This is a genomic window from Blautia sp. MCC269 (genome assembly GCF_018785655.1).
Classification (GTDB): Bacteria; Bacillota; Clostridia; order Lachnospirales; family Lachnospiraceae; genus Blautia_A.
On record NZ_WQQE01000063.1, the window covers coordinates 93,376 to 112,048 of the forward strand.

Sequence of the window (18,673 nt, forward strand, 5' to 3'; positions counted from 1 at the left end):
CTTTTCCTGTTCCTGATTTTTTATACAAACTGATTCACAGCCGGATCATAAGCATAATCGATCATATCGAGCTTATCTTCCAGTTCTTTTCTGTCAAGCCCTCTGTCCTCGCAGAAAGCGTCCAGGGATCTGTAAAAATCCCTCAGCTGTGTATTTACGTAACTTAAAAGCATTACCGGGTCCTTTGGTATCATAATCTGTTTCCATCCTTTTTATCTGATATTTATAAATCATTTTATTATTTTCTGACAGCCTGAAAGCCGCCACTTATGAAGTATCAGATTTACTATCTTACCAAATTTTCCTTTTGTCAAGAGCCAGGACGAAAAATCTCTTCAGGATCTTTTATTTCTTTAATATTTGATAAACTGGCGCGCCCTCGCACTGTTCGGGCTTTCGCACTCCGAGGATTTCCGCAATGGTAGGCGCCACATCCACCTGCCGGATCACTCTGTCCGTGATCGTTCCTTCTTTAATATCCTCCCCTGCTGCCAGAAAAACAGGAGTAACTGACGTCTGTGCATATCCTTCGGCAGTCGATAATCCATCTCCATGAAGCCGGTTAAAACCTTCATTGATCGTAAAAACAATATCGCCGCACTCTGCACCGCCAAGTCCCAGCACAACACTGTCCTTATTTCGCATGGCAATTCCCACCACACGCTTTCCAGTTGCCTGATCCCTGTAAGAATAGAGATCCGAAATGATCTGTTCCTCCAGATCATACTTGTCCTTCTCCTCTACAATTCCGTATTTATCTCTTCCTTTCAGATTGATATAAATATAATTGCTTCGTATCTGAATCGCTCTGGTCTTCTCCCAGTCGATCTCATCCACCGGATTTCCGTCCGCATCCTTCTTTCTCACAGTATATCCAAGCTCTTCCATTACCCCCAGATTCAGTCCTCCATATTCACCCAGGATCGGTGGAACATTCTCGCCCACCAGAAGTCCATGATCCGACACAATAAAAATATCCCAGCCATTGTCCAGATATTCATAAAATTCCCCCAGATACTCATCTGTCTGTTCATAAACTTTCTCGATCAGTTTCTGATAGAACTTTTCATCAGTATGTTTCCATGGTTCCAGAGTTTTTGCCAGATGCCAGAACTGATGTCCAGCACAATCCACATTATGAAGATGGGAAAAAATAATCTTATAATCCTCCCTGTCGATCAGATACTTTAAGCTGTCTGCCTGCCACTTATTATAAATTTCCCAGGAGGGCAGAAAGATTTCTTCCGCCAGTTCTTCATCCTCGCCACCGATCAGGCTGACCGGCGGTACCGGTCCAACATTCTCTGTCACATTTTTGTACAGACTTTTGGGCTGCCATAACGTATCATTTTCCACATCCAGTGCATTGCTGACCCACAGTTTTACCCTGGCTCCATCCGGAGTAAGTGTAAGAAGTTTCCAGGAACGGCAGGCTTTTTTTGTTCTTCCATTCTTTACCGCATCGTCCACGATCCCACTCTTCATTTCTCCGGCCTTCAGTTCCACAAGAAATCTTTCTGTTGCTTTGCTCTCGTAGATCTGCACTCTGTCATATATTCCGGCTTCTCCTTTCAGGATCAGCGCCGGTCTTTTTATTTCTCCCTTGCAGAGAATAACTGTAAATTCCAACGCATTCTCAGGTGCCTGCTTCCACCCTTCTGCCGGTACAACAGGCGAAGATACCATATCATAGGCAACCTTTGCCCCGATCATCATCTCCGTATCATCCAGGTCATGGACATATGTACGGATTTCTTTTCCTTCCCGTGCTTCATCGCCCCACCACAGTTCCATCATCTCATCGTCTTCATCACCGGCCTGCAGTGCGGAAAGATCATCGATCACACATCCAACGCCCTGTTTTCGCTCCACCTTTGGAAGATACTCCGCTTTTTTTATTCTTGTAGATGCGATCACCACCTTCTCCCAGTCCATCTGGGCAATTCCCATATTTACGGAACCTGGCTGGGTTCCATCTACCACATGGAGATTTTCACTTTTCAGGGACGGCGGCCATGAAGAACCCGGCCAGTGCCATACCAGTGTCTTTTTTCCTTCTTTCGCAGTTACATTCCACAGTTGCTCTGCCTTGCAGAATCTGGAGTCCATATTATAGACTACAGCATCCAGAGAATCCGGAGACTGTCTCCAGTAACAGGTGATTCCGTGGGTTCCCGGATAAGCTCCGGTTGCTAGTGTTGTCCAGCAGGGCGGAGTGATCGTCGGGATTGCTCCCAGCATATCCAGTCCTGTTCTTGCAGCTCCCCTCTCAAGGTATTTTTTTATATTTGGAAGTTTTCCCTCATCCAGAAATTTCTTTGTGATCCTGAAATCCATTCCGTCGATTCCAAGCACCAGTACCTTTTTATCCCTGCTCATTTTTATGCCTTCTTTCTAGCCGAATTGAATCAGTTTTTCTGCTTTTTTCTCTTCGTCATTCTGGATCTGTCCGATCAGCTTCTGGCGAATCTTCCAGTATTCCTTTGTCTGTCTCAACTGCTCATAATCTATATTTTCATATTTGTTCAAAGGATTTTTATAATCTGAAACGATCCGTCCCGGATTTCCCTGCATTACGACCAGGCGCTTTCCGAGCAGCAATGCCTCATCCACATCATGGGTGATAAACAGAAACGTGCTTCCTGTTTCCTCCCATATTTTCCGTATATGCTCCTGCATTTTTTCCCTTGTCAGCGCATCAAGGGCACTGAACGGCTCATCCAGCAAAACAAACTCCGGCTCTGTTGCCAGCGTTCTTGCAATGGCAGCTCTCTGCTGCATACCACCTGAGAGCTGGTGAGGAAGCTTATCTTTTGCCTCTGTAAGTTCTACAATTTCCAGATAGTGTTCCACCTGATTCTTTTGTAAGCAGCTCTCCATTTGGTGATTCCCAGTATCCTAATGTAATCTTTTTCGGTGTATCATTATCTTTTGCCTGTACTTCTTTGAAATTTCCTCCCGCAAACACAGATGTTATAACCAGTGCTGCAGCTGCCGTCGCAGTTAAAATTCTTTTTATTTTCATATTTTTTCTCCTTTGTCTTTATATTGTTTCCTGCCACGGCATTGCTTTTCGAATCAGAAGCTTGAGTCCGCCGTCAATCAGCAGTGCAATTCCTCCCATAATAAAAATCCCTGCATAGACCGTTGCGTACTGGATATATTTGCTGGCATCCAGCACCATCCACGCAAGTCCAGATGCAGATGCGATCATTTCCGCTGCCACCAGCGTTGCATAGGAAACACCAACAGCTGTACGAAGTCCGGTAAGGATATCCGGCAGAACGGATGGAAGGATCACATCCCGGAAGATCACGAAATTTCCTGCTCCCAGGGATCTTGCTCCATTGATCCGGTCCTGCGGCACCTTCTGAACTCCAAACACGATCTGAATAAATAATGGAGCAAATCCGCTGAGAAACAGAAGCATGATCTTTGACCCATCGCCGATTCCCATCCAAAGTACGATCAGCGTATTATAAGCCAACGGCGGCAGTGCCCGGTAAAACTGGATAAAAGGATCTACCGCTGCCAGGATCTTACGGTTCATTCCACATGCGATCCCAAGAGCTGTTCCTACGATAAACACCAGCAGCATCGCAATTCCAAGTCGTCTCATGCTTGCAGCTATATGGTACATAAGGGGATAGCCTTTATAGCCGTTTTCCCACAGATTTCGGAAAGCATCCAGCACATCTTTTACCGATGGAATAAAAGTAGGATTAAAACAGTTCAGCGCACTTCCCACAATCCACACTCCCAGTACTGCTGCTACGGAAAACACTGAAACTTTCATGTAATTCTTCTTCATTGCTTTTCACATCCTTTTCTCTGATCTGTCTCCGATTATAGTTTCCCATATATTTTTCCTCAATAAAGGATTCAGAAATCGTTATCAGTTTTCAGACTGTTCGGAACTGTTTTCCAGGATTTTTCATGTAAAATCTGCCTCTTTTTCAGAGTTTTTCAGGATTTTGTGAAATCGTACTCATTCAGACTACATCCTAATTTTCAGGCATTTTACATCCATTACTATCCATTTTTACATAAAAAAAGAACTGCCCGATCCTGATCTTCATCCTGAAACGGATTTTTCATCAGAACCGACAGTTCTTTTCACGGTCAATCTATCTTAATTTTATGGAGTTATTTTTATTTTGTGCTGACAGTAAACTCTCCGTCTTTCACATCCAGCACAATGGTATCTCCGGCATGTACATCACCGGAAAGGATCTTCTTAGCTGTCAGTGTCTCCACATAATTCTGGAGATAACGTTTCAGCGGACGCGCACCGTAAACCGGATCATAACCATTGTCCACTACCATCTGTTTGGCAGCATCTGTAAGCTCCAGGGAAAGTTCCTGGTCAGCCAGACGGTCACTGAGTTCCTTTACCATCAGATCAACGATCTTGCCAATGTTATTCTTGGTCAGTGGCTTGAACATGATGATCTCATCCAGACGGTTCAGAAACTCCGGACGGAAATGTCCACGGAGATCTCCCATAACCTGCTCCTGTGCTTCCGGTTTGATATCTCCTTTCTCGTCGATACCGTCAAGAAGATACGGAGAACCAATGTTGGAAGTCATGATCAGAATGGTATTCTTGAAGTCAACAGTACGTCCCTGAGAATCTGTGATACGTCCATCATCCAGTACCTGCAGAAGCACATTGAATACATCCGGGTGAGCCTTCTCGATCTCATCGAAAAGAACAACACTGTACGGTTTTCTTCGAACAGCCTCTGTCAGCTGACCGCCTTCCTCATATCCGACATATCCTGGAGGCGCTCCGATCAGACGGGACACGGAATATTTCTCCATGTACTCACTCATATCGATACGTACCATATTCTGCTCATCATCAAACAGTGTGGCAGCCAGAGTTTTGGCAAGCTCTGTTTTACCAACACCGGTTGGTCCAAGGAACAGGAAGGAACCGATGGGCTTGGTCGGATCTTTGATTCCTGCTTTGGAACGGAGGATCGCATCTGTTACAAGTCGTACACCTTCATCCTGTCCTACTACACGTTTATGAAGCTCATCTTCAAGACCGAGAAGTTTGGTTCTCTCACCTTCCGTCAGCTTGGTTACCGGAATACCGGTCCATCTGGAAATGATACGGGCGATCTCATCATCTGTAACAGCCTCATGTACCAGGCTTCTGTCACTCTCTTTAACCTGTTTCTCCTCAATCTCCAGCTGCTGCTGAAGCTTCGGCAGCTCGCCGTACTGCAGCTCTGCTGCTTTCTCCAGATCGTAGTTCTGTTTCGCCTTCTGGATCTGTTTATTGATATCCTCGATCTGCTCACGTAATTTCTGAAGCTTCTCTACGGAATGTTTTTCATTGTCCCACTGTGCTTTCTGGGTATTAAAAGCATCTCTCATTTCTGCCAGTTCCTTCTGCAGTTCTGCCAGACGCTCTTTGCTTAAGTTATCTGTCTCTTTTTTCAGGGCAGATTCCTCGATCTCCAGCTGCATGATCTTACGTCTCTGCTCATCCAGCTCTGTCGGCATGGAATCCAGTTCTGTCTTGATCAGCGCACATGCCTCATCAACAAGGTCGATGGCTTTATCCGGAAGAAAACGGTCTGTAATGTATCTGTGTGAAAGTGTGGCAGCTGCAACCAGGGCGCTGTCTGTGATTTTAACGCCGTGGAATACTTCATATCTCTCTTTCAATCCACGAAGGATAGAAATGGTATCTTCTACGGTCGGCTCATCTACCATAACCGGCTGGAAACGACGGGCAAGTGCCGCATCTTTTTCAATATACTGACGGTACTCATCCAGAGTTGTGGCACCGATACAGTGCAGCTCACCTCTGGCAAGCATAGGCTTCAGCATATTTCCTGCATCCATGGCACCATCTGTCTTACCGGCACCGACGATCAGATGAAGCTCATCGATGAACAGAATGATCTGTCCTTCGCTCTTCTTCACTTCCTCAAGTACTGCTTTCAGACGTTCCTCAAACTCACCACGGTACTTGGCACCTGCAACCAGTGCGCCCATATCCAGAGCAAAAATCTTCTTGTTCTTCAGGCCTTCCGGTACATCTCCGGCTACAATACGCTGTGCCAGTCCCTCGATGGCTGCTGTTTTACCAACACCAGGCTCACCGATGAGAACCGGATTGTTCTTGGTCTTACGGGAAAGGATACGGATAATATTCCGGATCTCCGCATCACGGCCGATCACCGGGTCCAGCTTCTGATTCTTAGCTTTCTCCACAAGATCCTCGCCGTATTTATTCAGCGTATCATAAGTTGCCTCCGGGTTGTCACTGACAACTCTCTGGTTTCCTCTGACTGTAGACAATGCCTGGAGAAAACGCTCTCTGGTGATTCCAAACTCATTGAATATCTTCTTCATGCTCGGGCTTGGATTACTCAGCATGGAAAGAAACAGATGCTCAACAGAGACATACTCATCTCCCATAGCCTTCGCTTCATCCTCAGCACTGACCAGCGCTTTGTTCAGATACTGACCAAAGTGAAGCTGTCCACCGGAAACTTTAACCTTAGCATCCAATGCTTTCTTCACTGTGTCAATAAAATATTCCTTCTGGATCTCCATCTTCTCGATCAGTTTGAGAATCAGGCTGTCCTCCTGTGTCAGCAAAGCATACAGAAGGTGTTCCTCCTCGATCTCCTGATTGCCATATTCATAAGCAACCTTCTCAAGATCCTGGACAGCCTGCATGGATTTCTGTGTAAATTTACTGATATTCATAGGCTTTCCTCCTATTCTATGAAAAGCACTTCCAATACTCTCATATCGGAAATGCTGTGGTTTTTTCTTGTTCTAGGAGAAATATAACACTATTTGTTAGCACTGTCAAGAGGTGAGTGCTAATTATTTTGTGAAGAATTTGTGAAGCCTTGATTTTACGGGCTTCACAGGGATTTTTCACTTGCTTTCGCACTCGATTTTCTTGATTTGACCACATTTTTACGACAAATTCTTGAAAAAATATATTCGTCTGATTTTCTTACCACATTTTACGACAACGACTTCTGGTTTATACCACAGCAGGTATGGTTTCCGGCAGATTCATTTTAGACATCTCGTTTTCCACGTGAGACTTCTCTGCAATATGATTGTAGACATTCATTGTAATCTGTGCATCTGAATGTCCCATCACATATTGCATGACCTTTGGATTGACGTTGTTTTCACCCAATCTGGTACATCCCGTATGACGAAGGGTATGCGATGAAATAGGAGGCATCAGCTCCGGCTCTCGCTTCTCTTCTTCTGCCAGTTTGGTTTCTTTCTTATTATAGGCATTGACAATATTTTTCAGAAAGCTGTTCACTCCCGCCGGCATGATCGGACGTCCATGCTTTGTATTGAAGATGAATCCACTACGTCCACCGATCTCCACATTACTCTGTAAACCAAGCATCAGGTTCAGCTCTCTCTGTTTACGGAACGCGTCATATACCATCTGTGTCATAGGAATATCTCTGATTCCTGCATCCGTTTTGGTTTCTGAATCATGGAAACAATATCCTTCATCACCTTCATAATACACAAGCTGTCCACCTACATGGATCTCCCGGTTCTTCATATCCACATCTGACCAGGTTAAGCCGATGGTTTCACTCACTCTCAGGCAAGCCCCAAACATAACCTGCATCATTGGAAGATGAGGCTTATACACATTACTCTGTTCAACAAACTTCAGAAGTTTTTCCTGCTGTTCCAGTGTCAGTGCTTCTTTCTCCTTTGCCGGAGCCCCATAATCTCCAAGTGTTCCAGTTACCGGATTCTTACGGATAATCCCGTCTTCCACTGCCAGTTCAAAACTGGGATTCAATAAACCATAAAGACCTTTGATCGTACTGTGTGCCAGTCCTTCATCTGACAATGCGGAAAAGAATGTCCTTACGTGAGATGTCTTAAAATCCACAACACGAATGTTTCCCAAAGTATTTCGTATCCGGTAATCCCACATACGGATATAATTCTTTTTCGTTCTTTCCTTGATATTCTTTGTTGCCATGTATCGCTCAAACAACGTATTTACGGTCAGCTTCTTGACTGATGCATCTGTAATAAGCAGATCATCCATATCCTTATTAATCCTCTTTTCCATTTCTCGCAGACTCGCCAGATCAGCTGCATAAACCGAATTACGTTTTCCGGTAATTTCATCCTTGTAGCGATACTCATAACGTCCATCCGGGCGCTGGTATTCACCTGTTTTTAAATTTCTGCCTTTATTATCTTTTCTTGCCATATCAATCATTCCTTTCACTTCATTTTTCGTTATTCGGAATGATTTTTGTCCTGTCGGTATCAGTCATATACTGTCTGATATCTGCTCACAGATTAACATAATATTTTATGATTTCCAAGGGTAAATTCCTGCAAAATGCTAATTTTTATTTGCCTATTTTACAGTAATTTTTCCCTTTTTTACTTTTCATTCCGAAGGAAAGCTGTTGTATTTTATCTTCTCATCTTTCATTACACTGCCATTGCATCAAGATATTTTTTTATCTTATCCACGTTATAAAGAACTCGTCTTCCAACAATCACTCTTGCTTCTGCATAATCTGCAATTTTCTTTGCAGTTACTTCTCCGCAGGATAACATTGCCATTAATCCTTCAATATCTACCGTCAGACGGTTCTCAGCCTTATACTCTGTTGTTTTTCTCATGATGCACATACCTCCTTTCCTCCGTATTCTTCTGCATCACCTCCCAGACAGCGGTTATGCCCGTTGTCAGTACATTCTACTTTTTGATTGCATTTTTCGATGATTTTCCATTCTGTTCGGCGTGTTGGCTTCCGTTCGTATAGGCGGCGTCAACGTTACAGTTGACCTCTATCAGAATTTTTCTGAATGCTGGCAGCTCCTTCTCGAGCATACCAGCCGTTGCCGGAGTATCTTCGATTTCCACATACTACTCTCTGGTACAGCGGTGGAACTCTGTGTTGTCCTTTCATCCCCTAAGGGTACCTATACAGCTCATTTAATTTTCAATGTGCGTAAAAGATCTTGACTTCCTATTCAAAACCTTCTTCTACTAATCACACGTGGCAGAGGCGATAAGGTCATATTTTTCATAAAAAAATTTGATTTTTTTATCTCCACCTTGTTTATTCGCTTTTATGCGAATATTGATTATGCTGTCATTATATTTCGCTTCAATGTTAATGTCAAGTATTTTATTCGCTTATTTGCGAATCTTTCTGTTTACATTCTGAGATTTTGATAGTAAAATGGAATTATCAAATAGAAAGCAGGAAATCTGATATGACGATTGGTGATAAAATAAAAAAAATCCGGACATTCCGGAATATGACACAGGCTGAACTCGGTGCTGCTCTTGGCTGGGGCGATAAAGGGGCAAACCGCCTTGCCCAATACGAAACCAACTACCGGGTTCCCCGTAAAGATCTGGTTACTGAAATGGCTAAGATTTTGGATGTGAATCCACTGACACTGCATGAACCAACTACGATGAATGCTTCTGAACTGATGGAAATCCTGTTCTGGATTGACGAATTTAATCCGGGCATGATCAATCTTTTTCAACTAGAAACTTATCCAGGCGAAAAATCAAATTCCAGTGACGATACAGCTATCCGCTATCATAATTCCGACAGCTGGCCTGCTCATCCACCTGTTGGCATGTGGTTTAATTATGGGATTCTTAATGATTTTTTGAAAGAATGGACAATTAGAAAAGAAGAACTGAAATCCGGCGAGATTACCCAAGATGAATATTTTGAATGGAAAATTAACTGGCCTCAGACATGTGATGACTGCGGTAAACGGGAACCGTCAAAGCAGTGGAGAAATTTATATAAATAATTCAAAGACCGAAACTCTCCATCTTGCTTTGAATTTCGGTCTTCTTAAAACTCATTCATAACAGGTCAGTACTTTCACGGTTGCTATAAATGTTGCTCTTTCATATGATTTCTACAAACGTCTTATAGAAATCATATGTCTTTCCGTTTTCCTGAGCACAGAGCAAAAAGCGGCTGATGATTGCACCGGTACGGTGTGATTCCTGAATATGCGATAAGTGTTCGTGCAGGTTATTAGGAAACCCCTCTGTCACTTCTTCCCTCAGCAAAAAAGTTACATACCGATCTGCCTTTTTTTGCCAAAGAATACTGGATTTTGGAAATAAGGAACTCATTTCCGCTGGTATAGTAAGCCCACGTTGTTCCTGTGGAAGTGTTTGCGTATGCTGCACCCGTGAATAAAGATACGGATTTTCAATATACCGACGCAGCTTGTCCCTTTCAATCAAGTCAAAAGATACAATGCAACAGTTACCTCTGCTATCCTTTGTTAATAACGCTTTTACTTCCCACATATGTCAACAGGAAATAACTTCCATATACGAACACAATAAATATTGATGTTACAAGGATCGTGGATGCTACATTCATATCTCCAAACACCTTAATAACTTCACGGCTTGCCACCGTCAAGCCGACGACTGAATGAATCACAGCCAGTAAAAGTGGAAGCAGATAATAGCTGAGAATTTGTATAAACAGTGCACGATTCAGTTCCCGGTGTTCTACACCCAGTTTTTTTAGGAGCTTGTATCGTTCTACATTGTCAGTGGCTTCGGAGAGCTGCTGAATAGCAAGGATTGCTGCACAGGCTATCATAAATACAATACCAAGGTAAATTGCCAGAAATGCTATGATTGCCTTTGTAGTGACCGAGGATTCATATGCCTGCTGCTTTCCTACATAATAGGCAAAGGCACATTCTCTTTTGCTCTTTTTCTGATAATTATCCAGCAATGTATCAAATTCTTTTGCTGCGTCTTCACTCACGCACTGTACATTCCATATCATCGTATCGACATTCATATTTTTCATCCATGTATCTGCGACTACAAATATGATTTGGCCCATGTCACTATTTGACATGGTAAATTCTTCAGCTTCATTCACCGGAGAAAGTACATTTTCCTCAATAGTAAGATTGATACTTTTATCATGAAATTGTTCTGCAAGTCCACGAACATTTTCTTTATTATATAAAATTCTATAATTGTTTTCTAATAAATCAACGCTGTCCATACCTTGTAGTTTACGCATGCCATTATAATCTGACAGGCTTACAAATGTCAGAGGACTATCTCCATATCCATAAGCAGACAATGTTTCTGGTATCTCAACATCGTAATCCTTATAATATGCCTTTCCCTCTGCCATGATCCCTTCCATACATCAACGCCGAGTACGAGGAAAAGCTGGAGGAAATCAAAACATCCCACACCTACGACGTGCTGGAGATGTCCGGCAGCCGGGCGGTTTGGAAAGAGGTGCTTGCGGTGTATGCCGTCAAGATCACCACCGACCCGGACGCTGCCCAGGAAGTGGCCACCATGGACGATTCCAAAAAGCAGCTCTTAAAGGATATTTTCTGGCAGATGAATGAAATCTCATCCAGCACCTCTACCCAGACGGAAACCATCATTGAAACCTCAGACGATGGGAACGGGAACATCGTAGAAACGGAAGTCACCGTCACCCGCACCTATCTGTATATCACCGTCAGCCACAAGACGGCGGAGGAAATGGCCGATCAGTTCAGCTTTCACGAAGATCAGCGGGAACAGATGGCGGAGCTTCTGGCCGATGAGAACAATTCCCTCTGGAGCCAGGTGCTTTACGGCATTACCGGAGGCGACGGCGAGATCGTCACCGTGGCGCTCTCTCAGGTGGGGAACACAGGCGGTGCGCCCTATTGGAGCTGGTACGGCTTTGGCAGCCGTGTGGAATGGTGCGCCTGCTTTGTGAGCTGGTGTGCCAATGAGTGCGGCTATATCGACGCTGGTGTTATTCCAAAGTTTGCAGCCTGTGCGTCCCAAGGCGTCCCGTGGTTTAAGGAGCGCGGGCTGTGGCAGGATAACAGCTATGAGCCGCGCCCCGGCGACATCATCTTTTTCGACTGGGATGATGGAGGCCAGGACGGTTCTTCCGACCATGTGGGGATTGTGGAGAAGGTGGAGAATGGCCGCGTCTACACGGTGGAGGGCAACTCTGGCGACTCTGTGCGTCAGAACAGCTACCCCGTGGGATACTATGAGATTTACGGGTATGGCACACCCGCCTATTAACAGCCCCAAAAAAGAAGAAGCCCAGCCGCGCAGGCGGCTGGGTACATAATGATAATAACAAAAGCATCGTCCCCTTGACAGCAAGACAAAAATATGCTATCCTAACTTTTGTTTGATAATTGGATTATCTTAAATAAAGTAATTATCCGAGAAGGGAGGAAATATTTTGAGTTACTGTTCCGACTTGACAAGAGAGCGAATTATGGAATGTGCGAAAGTGGAATTCCTAAAAAAAGGCTTTCAGGCAACGCAGCTTAAAGATATTGTTACCGCTGCAAAGGTTACAACAGGTGCAATATATCGACATTTTAAGGATAAAGAAGCGTTGTTTTTTGCCTTAATCGAAGATGTTTACCATTATACATTAGATTTTCTGGATAATGCAGAACCTTACGATAAAGTTGGAATTAGAGAAGCTATTGAGAGGGATTCTGTTGAAGCGTCATATGTTCAGGCAATGACATATGTCAACTATATGTACGAGCATTTGGAGGAATTTCAACTCTTGCTGAAATGCAGCAAAGGTTCTCGCGTCGAAAACTTTATAGAAGAAATTACAATTCAATATACGAAACAGAATGCCCTATTTGTAAAGGCGGCATATGAAGCGGGATATGCGAAATGTCTGCCAAACGATATAGAAATACACATTTTGACGCATGGATATATTACTGCACTATGTGAGTGTATTTTGCACGATGTTCCTTATGAAAAGGCGGAGGATTATGTAAAAAACATCATAAAATTCCAGCACTATGGCTGGTATGGTGTATTAGGGCTTCCGCTAAAATAAGTGGCTTTTGCCATTTATTTTTTGCCAAATAGTTAGTTTTTGCTAACCTATTTAAGGAGGATTTTTTTATGAAGAAAAAAACGAAACCTGGAGCAATTCAGCAATTGTTGAGTTATGCAGGAAATAATAAAAAGCAACTATATCTTTCAACCTTTCTTGCAACGCTGGGCGAACTATTCGGGATGGCCCCCTTTATTACAGTGTCATTATTAGTCGCGGAACTATTTAACAAAACAGCTACTATTCAAAATGTATGTATCTTGTTTGCAGTCGCTTTGGGCGGGCAAATATTAAAACTGTGGCTTACATATCAATCCTCTTTTATGTCGCATAAGGCTACATATAAAATATTGAAAAATATCCGTAGCAAAATCGCAGATAAAATGCTTCGGGTTCCAATGGGCATCATGTTGGATACGCCGACCGGAAATTTCAAAAATTTGATGGCAGATACAGTTTCAAAATTAGAGGATTCGATGGCTCATTTTATGCCTGAAATAACCTCTAATGTAGTGGCTCCCCTATGCTGTATACTACTGGTATTTATTCTTGACTGGCGCATGGGATTAGCTGCATTGATTACAATTCCCCTCGGACTTTTGGGTTACATTGGAATGATGAACGATTATGTGAATAAAAGTACCACTTATATGAAATCACAAAATGCGATGAACAGTACGCTGGTTGAGTATGTAAATGGTATAGAGGTTATTAAGGCATTTAATCAAGGAAGTGCTTCTTATAGTAAATTTACAGGTGCAATTAACTTCTTCCATGACAGTACTCTGGCATGGTGGAAGCAGAGTTGGCTTTGGTCAGCAGTCATTCAGGCTGTAATGCCGACAACATTGTTGGGAACGCTTCCGATTGGCGCATGGCTTTATATGACTGGAACATTACCATTATCAGATTTTATCACTTGCATTATCCTTCCTATTGGATTTATTGCCCCGCTTATGCGAGTAGGAAAATATTCTGAACAATTTAATATGGTGAAAGCCTGCCTCGATCAAATACGGGATTTTATTGAAAAACCGGAACTGAAACGTCCAGAAAAAAATGTTGCACTGGATGAAACAGCCTATCGCTTTGAAAATGTTTCTTTCGCTTATAACGAGACGGAAGTTCTGAAGAATGTATCCTTTGAAATCAAACCAGGTACTGTTTCAGCAATTGTCGGCCCTTCCGGTTCCGGAAAATCAACGATTGCAAAACTCATGGCTGGTTTTTGGGACGCCACAAAAGGAAAAGTTATTTTTGGCGGAAAGAATATTAAAGAGATTCCTTTCGCACAGTTGATGGGTGAAGTCAGTTATGTTGCACAGGACAATTTTCTGTTCGATGAAAGTATCCGTGAAAACATCCGGCTCGGAAAACCGGATGCGACAGACGATGAGGTGGTAGCTGCTGCAAAAGCTGCCTGCTGTCATGAGTTTATTGTAAAGTTGGAAAACGGATATGATACAAATGCCGGAGACGCAGGAGGAAAACTTTCTGGCGGAGAACGTCAGCGAATTACTATCGCAAGGGCAATTCTAAAAAATGCAAGAGTAATTATTCTTGATGAGGCCACGGCCTATGCTGATCCAGAAAATGAGTATCTCATTCAAAACGCTATCAGTAAACTTGTAAAAGGAAAAACCCTCATCGTAGTAGCTCATCGTCTTGCGACCATCCAGAAGGCTGATCAAATCCTTGTGGTGGAAAATGGAAAGATTGTTGGCTGCGGCAGGCAGGAAGAGCTTTTATCAGAATGCCCACTTTATCAAAGATTATGGAGTGATTATGTGAGTTCAGCTGATCAAGTGGAAGGAGGGACATTTTAATATGTTTTCAATTATAAAAAGGATTTTACGGTTATCTGGGAAATATCGTCCCCGTGTAATTGCCGGACTGATCTTCAATGCTCTGAAATCCTGCTGCGCTGCCTTTGTATTTTTTGCTGTGCTATTGGTAATGTTGAATATCGAACACTTAACAGAGACTGTCATTTTACAGGCATTTGGAATTGTTGCACTTAGTGTTTTGGGCCGCTTTTTGTTTCAGTACCTAAGCGATGTGCTAATGAGTGCGTCTGGATATGAGATTTTCCGGGAAAAGCGTCTTGAGATTGGAAATCAGCTCAAAAGGGCACCAATGGGCTATTTTACAGAAAATAATCTCGGCACCGTACAAACAGTATTGACAACAACAATTTCCGATCTGGAAGGGAATTGTATGCTTGCACTAACATTTTTGGTGGGAGGTTTTGTACAGGCGCTTGCCATGACGCTAATGTTGGGTATATTTTGCTGGCAGATTGGGTTTTTGGCTTTAACAGGAATTTTAGCGGGAATTCTTGTACTGGGCCAGATAAAAAAGCGGGCCGGCGCGCATACGGAAGATATGCAAAATGCTCAGGAATTGTTGGTGGGAAGTGCATTAGAATACATAAAAGGCATTTCTGTTCTGCGCATATTCGGAAAAGGCAAAGAAGGAAAAGGAAAAGTGGATCAAGCCTTTGAAAATAAGTGTCGCAGCGATATAGCGGTTACAATTTCTACTGCCGGAATTATGAAGCTGTATGAAGCCGTATTTAAGATTACAAGTTGCCTGTTATTTTTATTGTCAGCTTTGCTCTATTTGTGGGGAGTTATCACATTGCCCTATTGCCTTTTATTTATCATCTGTGCATTTTTAATGTTCATGGAATTGGAATTGATGAATGACGGGGCCTTTTTGAGTAAAATGCTCGCTACGCAGTTGGATCGGCTGGATTTCATCTCAGATATACCGGTTTTAGATGGAGACGGAAAGGATATTGTCCTGAAATCATATGAGATTGAACTGAAAGATGTTATTTTCGCTTATGACAGCCGTCCGGTTTTAGATGGAATCACCTTGAAAATCCCACAGAACTCTACTTGTGCTATCGTTGGGCCGTCAGGTTCAGGGAAAACAACTTTGTGTAATATGATTGCAAGATTTTGGGACGTAAATTCTGGAAGTGTTAAAATTGGAGGACACGATGTAAAAGAATTTACTTGTGATAGCCTTTTATCATATGTAAGTATGGTATTCCAAAAGGTGTATCTGTTTAATGATACGATTGAAAATAACATCAAATTCGGAAAACCTAACGCGACCCATGCGGAGGTGGTAGAGGCCGCTAAAAGGGCCCGCTGCCATGATTTTATAGAGGCGCTCCCGCAAGGCTATGAAACAATGATAGGAGAAGCAGGTTCCACTTTGTCTGGGGGAGAAAAACAGAGAATTTCAATAGCAAGGGCGATATTGAAAGACGCGCCCATCGTTATTTTGGATGAAGCGACATCCAGCGTAGACCCGGAAAATGAAAAAGCTCTTTTGGACGCAATTTTTGAATTGACGAAAAATAAAACACTAATTTCTATCGCTCACAGGCTGTCTACTGTTCGGACGGCAGATCAAATTATTGTCATTGATCAAGGCCATATTGTTCAAAAGGGAACCCATAAGGAATTAGCAGAAAAAGAAGGGATTTATCGTACTTTTTTGAAGTGCAGGGAGAAATCCATCAGTTGGAAGCTATGAGGTGTGTTGCCATGAAAAAACAATTTCCAATTATATCTTTTGAACATGCCTCTTTTCAGTATGAAGGACAGTCTCAGGAAAGTCTAAAGGATGTAAAGCTTATCATAAAATCGGGAGAATTTCTTGTTATTACTGGGCAGAGCGGATGTGGAAAGACCACATTAACCAGGTGTATCAATAATTTGATTCCCCGCTTTTTTGAAGGCAGATTATCCGGCGAAGTCATTGTATCGGGACGTTCCATAAAAGAATCGGACGCCGGTGAGGCTGGTAAAGAGATTGCTTCAATTTTTCAAGATCCCCGCAGTCAATTTTTTACTACAAACAGTTCCAGCGAAGTTGCGTTTGCCTGCGAAAACTATGGAATTCCACATAAAGAAATCGTTAAACGTGTTAACAGCGCCTTTCAGTCACTGAATATGGAGAACCTAAAAGACAGAGATATTTTTGCCCTGTCCAGTGGAGAAAGGCAAAAAGTTGCTTTTCTCGCAGCGACTACTCTTAATCCACAAATTTATGTGCTGGATGAGCCTTCGGCTAATTTAGACATTCATACAATCTTACAGGTAAGAGGGATTCTTTCTGCTTTGAAAGCCGCTGGACACACGATTATTGTTTCAGAACACAGATTGTTTTACTTATACGGACTCGCAGATCGCTTTTTAATTATGGAGGATGGTCAAATCTGCGAAGAATTAACAGGTGAGGAAATGGCAGAATTATCTGCTGTCCAAATGCACAACAGAAGGCTTCGCCCGTTAAATTTGGATTTAATACAAATAGAAAGGAAAGAATCTATTTGCCGCTCGGAAGTATTTCTCCAAATTAGAAATTTGAGCTTTTCGCATAAAGCCATGCCGGAACTTCTTCACAACATTTCATTAGAAGCCTACAAAGGCGAAACGATTGCCTTGATTGGAGAAAATGGTTGCGGGAAAACAACATTGGGGAAAATCCTGTCTGGCTTGATTCGCTGCCGCCAAGGTGCGTTTTACATTGATGGAAAGAATGTGAAGCAACAAAAATTATCCGACTATGTGTACTTTGTTATGCAGGAGGCAGATCACCAGCTTTATACAGACAGTGTGACGGAGGAATTGAGGTTAGGAAATAAAAGGATTCCAAGCATAGATGAAAAAGTGTCTCAAATTTTGAAAATGCTCCATCTGGAAAACTTCAAAGACTGCCATCCGTATGCTTTATCAGGCGGTCAAAAACAGAGACTGACAATAGGAGCGGCAATGCTTTCGGAAAAACCAATCATCGTTTTGGATGAACCAACAAGCGGGTTAGACTGGGATAATATGTGCGCTGTTGCCAATGCTGTTAATTATATGCGTGAGGCTGGAAAGCTGGTCTTTATTATTACGCATGATCTGGAGTTTATCAGCCTGACCGCCTCGCGCGCTTTGCTTTTGAAGGAAGGGATTATTAAAGATGATTTACAAATGACGGAACAAAACAATTTCAAAATCGTAAAGAATTTTATGGTTGAGGAAGGTGGTGAATAAATTGAGAAAGCATGGAGTATATTACGATTCTCGCATAAAACTTCTGTTGATTCTATTGACATCAGCTTTGGCGTTTGCTTTGGGTGGAGGCTTAACAGGCTTGTTACTCTTTGGCGTCGTTTGCCTGTTTGCTTTGCTAAGTGGACTTTGGAAAACAAGTATCAAATTTGCAATAGTTTATATAGTTCTGCTTGTGTTGGCGCAAGTCCTTCCAATTCATTTATCTTCCGTGATAACATTCTTTTTACTAAGAATTTTGACTATTGCACTTGCTTTGAATATTCTATTTCAGACTACGGAAATATCGGAATTGATAGCAGCGCTTCAGGCAAGTCATATCCCTCAAGCAATTGTGATACCAGTGGCTATCATATTGAGATTTCTTCCATCTTTGAAACAAGATGTGCTTTATATAAAACAAGGGATGAAAACGAGGGGCGTGGGATTGTCTTTTTGGAGAATAGTAAGTCATCCGGCGCAGACATACGAAGGCTTTTTAATCCCTATACTTATGCGCCTTCTGATGACGGCGACAGAATTATCCGCATCAGCGGAAACGCGAGGCATCAGCTATCCTTGTGAAAAAACTCACTATATATTAGTTGATTTCCGCTTAAGAGATAGTATTTTGTTGATAGGTATGCTTGCTCTTTTTGCGGTTGTCATATGGACATCGTTCCAACCAATATCATTTTAAGGAGG

General features: G+C 42.6%; 17 protein-coding genes and 1 pseudogene. 7 read left to right on the forward strand and 11 right to left on the reverse strand.

The features are described 5' to 3' along the window. Positions 1-20 precede the first annotated feature (20 nt). The 9 genes from GPK88_RS16495 to GPK88_RS16535 form a co-directional block, all read right to left on the reverse strand. On the reverse strand, positions 21-194 hold the full coding sequence (locus GPK88_RS16495; protein ID WP_148444842.1) for a DUF4250 domain-containing protein: 174 nt from the start codon (positions 192-194) through the stop codon (positions 21-23). 151 nt (positions 195-345) lie between these two features. Beyond that, the gene (locus GPK88_RS16500) at positions 346-2,379 is read right to left on the reverse strand and encodes an alkaline phosphatase family protein (protein WP_173762550.1); all 2,034 of its coding nucleotides are present in this window, start codon (positions 2,377-2,379) and stop codon (positions 346-348) included. Between the two features lie 15 nt (positions 2,380-2,394). Next, positions 2,395-2,853: an ABC transporter ATP-binding protein gene (locus GPK88_RS16505; RefSeq protein ID WP_294411640.1), complete on the reverse strand. Its 459-nt coding sequence runs from the start codon at positions 2,851-2,853 to the stop codon at positions 2,395-2,397. Then, on the reverse strand, positions 2,807-3,025 hold the full coding sequence (locus tag GPK88_RS16510) for a hypothetical protein (protein WP_173762552.1): 219 nt from the start codon (positions 3,023-3,025) through the stop codon (positions 2,807-2,809). The genes GPK88_RS16505 and GPK88_RS16510 overlap by 47 nt, the downstream gene beginning before the upstream one ends. 18 nt (positions 3,026-3,043) lie before the next feature. Then, entirely contained in the window at positions 3,044-3,811 is a 768-nt protein-coding gene (locus GPK88_RS16515) for an ABC transporter permease (RefSeq protein WP_173762553.1), read from the reverse strand. Positions 3,812-4,152: 341 nt separating this feature from the next. After that, positions 4,153-6,735: an ATP-dependent chaperone ClpB gene (gene clpB, locus GPK88_RS16520; protein ID WP_173762554.1), complete on the reverse strand. Its 2,583-nt coding sequence runs from the start codon at positions 6,733-6,735 to the stop codon at positions 4,153-4,155. Positions 6,736-7,024: 289 nt separating this feature from the next. Continuing rightward, complete coding sequence (locus GPK88_RS16525; RefSeq protein WP_044926537.1) at positions 7,025-8,248, reverse strand: site-specific integrase; 1,224 nt, start codon at positions 8,246-8,248, stop codon at positions 7,025-7,027. A 230-nt stretch (positions 8,249-8,478) separates the two neighbouring features. Beyond that, on the reverse strand, positions 8,479-8,673 hold the full coding sequence (locus GPK88_RS16530; RefSeq protein WP_002578394.1) for a hypothetical protein: 195 nt from the start codon (positions 8,671-8,673) through the stop codon (positions 8,479-8,481). Between the two features lie 76 nt (positions 8,674-8,749). Then, positions 8,750-8,917 carry a hypothetical protein gene (locus tag GPK88_RS16535; protein WP_162149255.1) on the reverse strand — a complete coding sequence of 56 codons (168 nt, stop codon included), beginning with the start codon at positions 8,915-8,917 and terminating at the stop codon, positions 8,750-8,752. Between the two features lie 356 nt (positions 8,918-9,273). Here GPK88_RS16535 and GPK88_RS16540 point away from each other — a divergent pair, with 356 nt between their 5' ends. Further along, the gene (locus GPK88_RS16540) at positions 9,274-9,834 is read left to right on the forward strand and encodes a helix-turn-helix domain-containing protein (RefSeq protein ID WP_025655075.1); all 561 of its coding nucleotides are present in this window, start codon (positions 9,274-9,276) and stop codon (positions 9,832-9,834) included. Positions 9,835-9,934: 100 nt separating this feature from the next. Here GPK88_RS16540 and GPK88_RS16545 read toward each other — a convergent pair whose 3' ends face one another. Both GPK88_RS16545 and GPK88_RS16550 read right to left on the reverse strand, forming a co-directional pair. Beyond that, positions 9,935-10,348, reverse strand: coding sequence for a hypothetical protein (locus GPK88_RS16545; RefSeq protein ID WP_025655074.1), 414 nt, complete (start codon positions 10,346-10,348; stop codon positions 9,935-9,937). Beyond that, positions 10,314-11,207 carry a hypothetical protein gene (locus tag GPK88_RS16550; RefSeq protein WP_118670301.1) on the reverse strand — a complete coding sequence of 298 codons (894 nt, stop codon included), beginning with the start codon at positions 11,205-11,207 and terminating at the stop codon, positions 10,314-10,316. The genes GPK88_RS16545 and GPK88_RS16550 overlap by 35 nt, the downstream gene beginning before the upstream one ends. 449 nt (positions 11,208-11,656) lie before the next feature. Between GPK88_RS16550 and GPK88_RS19425 the strand changes: the two are divergent. From GPK88_RS19425 to GPK88_RS16580, 6 genes and pseudogenes are all read left to right on the forward strand, one after another. After that, positions 11,657-12,115: pseudogene (locus GPK88_RS19425) on the forward strand (CHAP domain-containing protein); the annotation flags it as partial. Between the two features lie 202 nt (positions 12,116-12,317). Continuing rightward, entirely contained in the window at positions 12,318-12,908 is a 591-nt protein-coding gene (locus tag GPK88_RS16560) for a TetR/AcrR family transcriptional regulator (RefSeq protein WP_118670300.1), read from the forward strand. Positions 12,909-12,976: 68 nt separating this feature from the next. After that, positions 12,977-14,734, forward strand: a complete 1,758-nt coding sequence (locus tag GPK88_RS16565) for an ABC transporter ATP-binding protein (protein ID WP_025655070.1) — start codon at positions 12,977-12,979, stop codon at positions 14,732-14,734. Position 14,735: 1 nt separating this feature from the next. Then, a complete protein-coding gene (locus tag GPK88_RS16570; protein WP_015535505.1) occupies positions 14,736-16,460 on the forward strand; it encodes an ABC transporter ATP-binding protein in 1,725 nt (574 codons plus the stop codon). An 11-nt stretch (positions 16,461-16,471) separates the two neighbouring features. Then, positions 16,472-17,971, forward strand: coding sequence for an ABC transporter ATP-binding protein (locus GPK88_RS16575; protein WP_025655069.1), 1,500 nt, complete (start codon positions 16,472-16,474; stop codon positions 17,969-17,971). Then, the gene (locus GPK88_RS16580) at positions 17,964-18,668 is read left to right on the forward strand and encodes an energy-coupling factor transporter transmembrane component T (RefSeq protein ID WP_025655068.1); all 705 of its coding nucleotides are present in this window, start codon (positions 17,964-17,966) and stop codon (positions 18,666-18,668) included. The genes GPK88_RS16575 and GPK88_RS16580 overlap by 8 nt, the downstream gene beginning before the upstream one ends. The last annotated feature ends 5 nt before the right edge of the window (positions 18,669-18,673 follow it).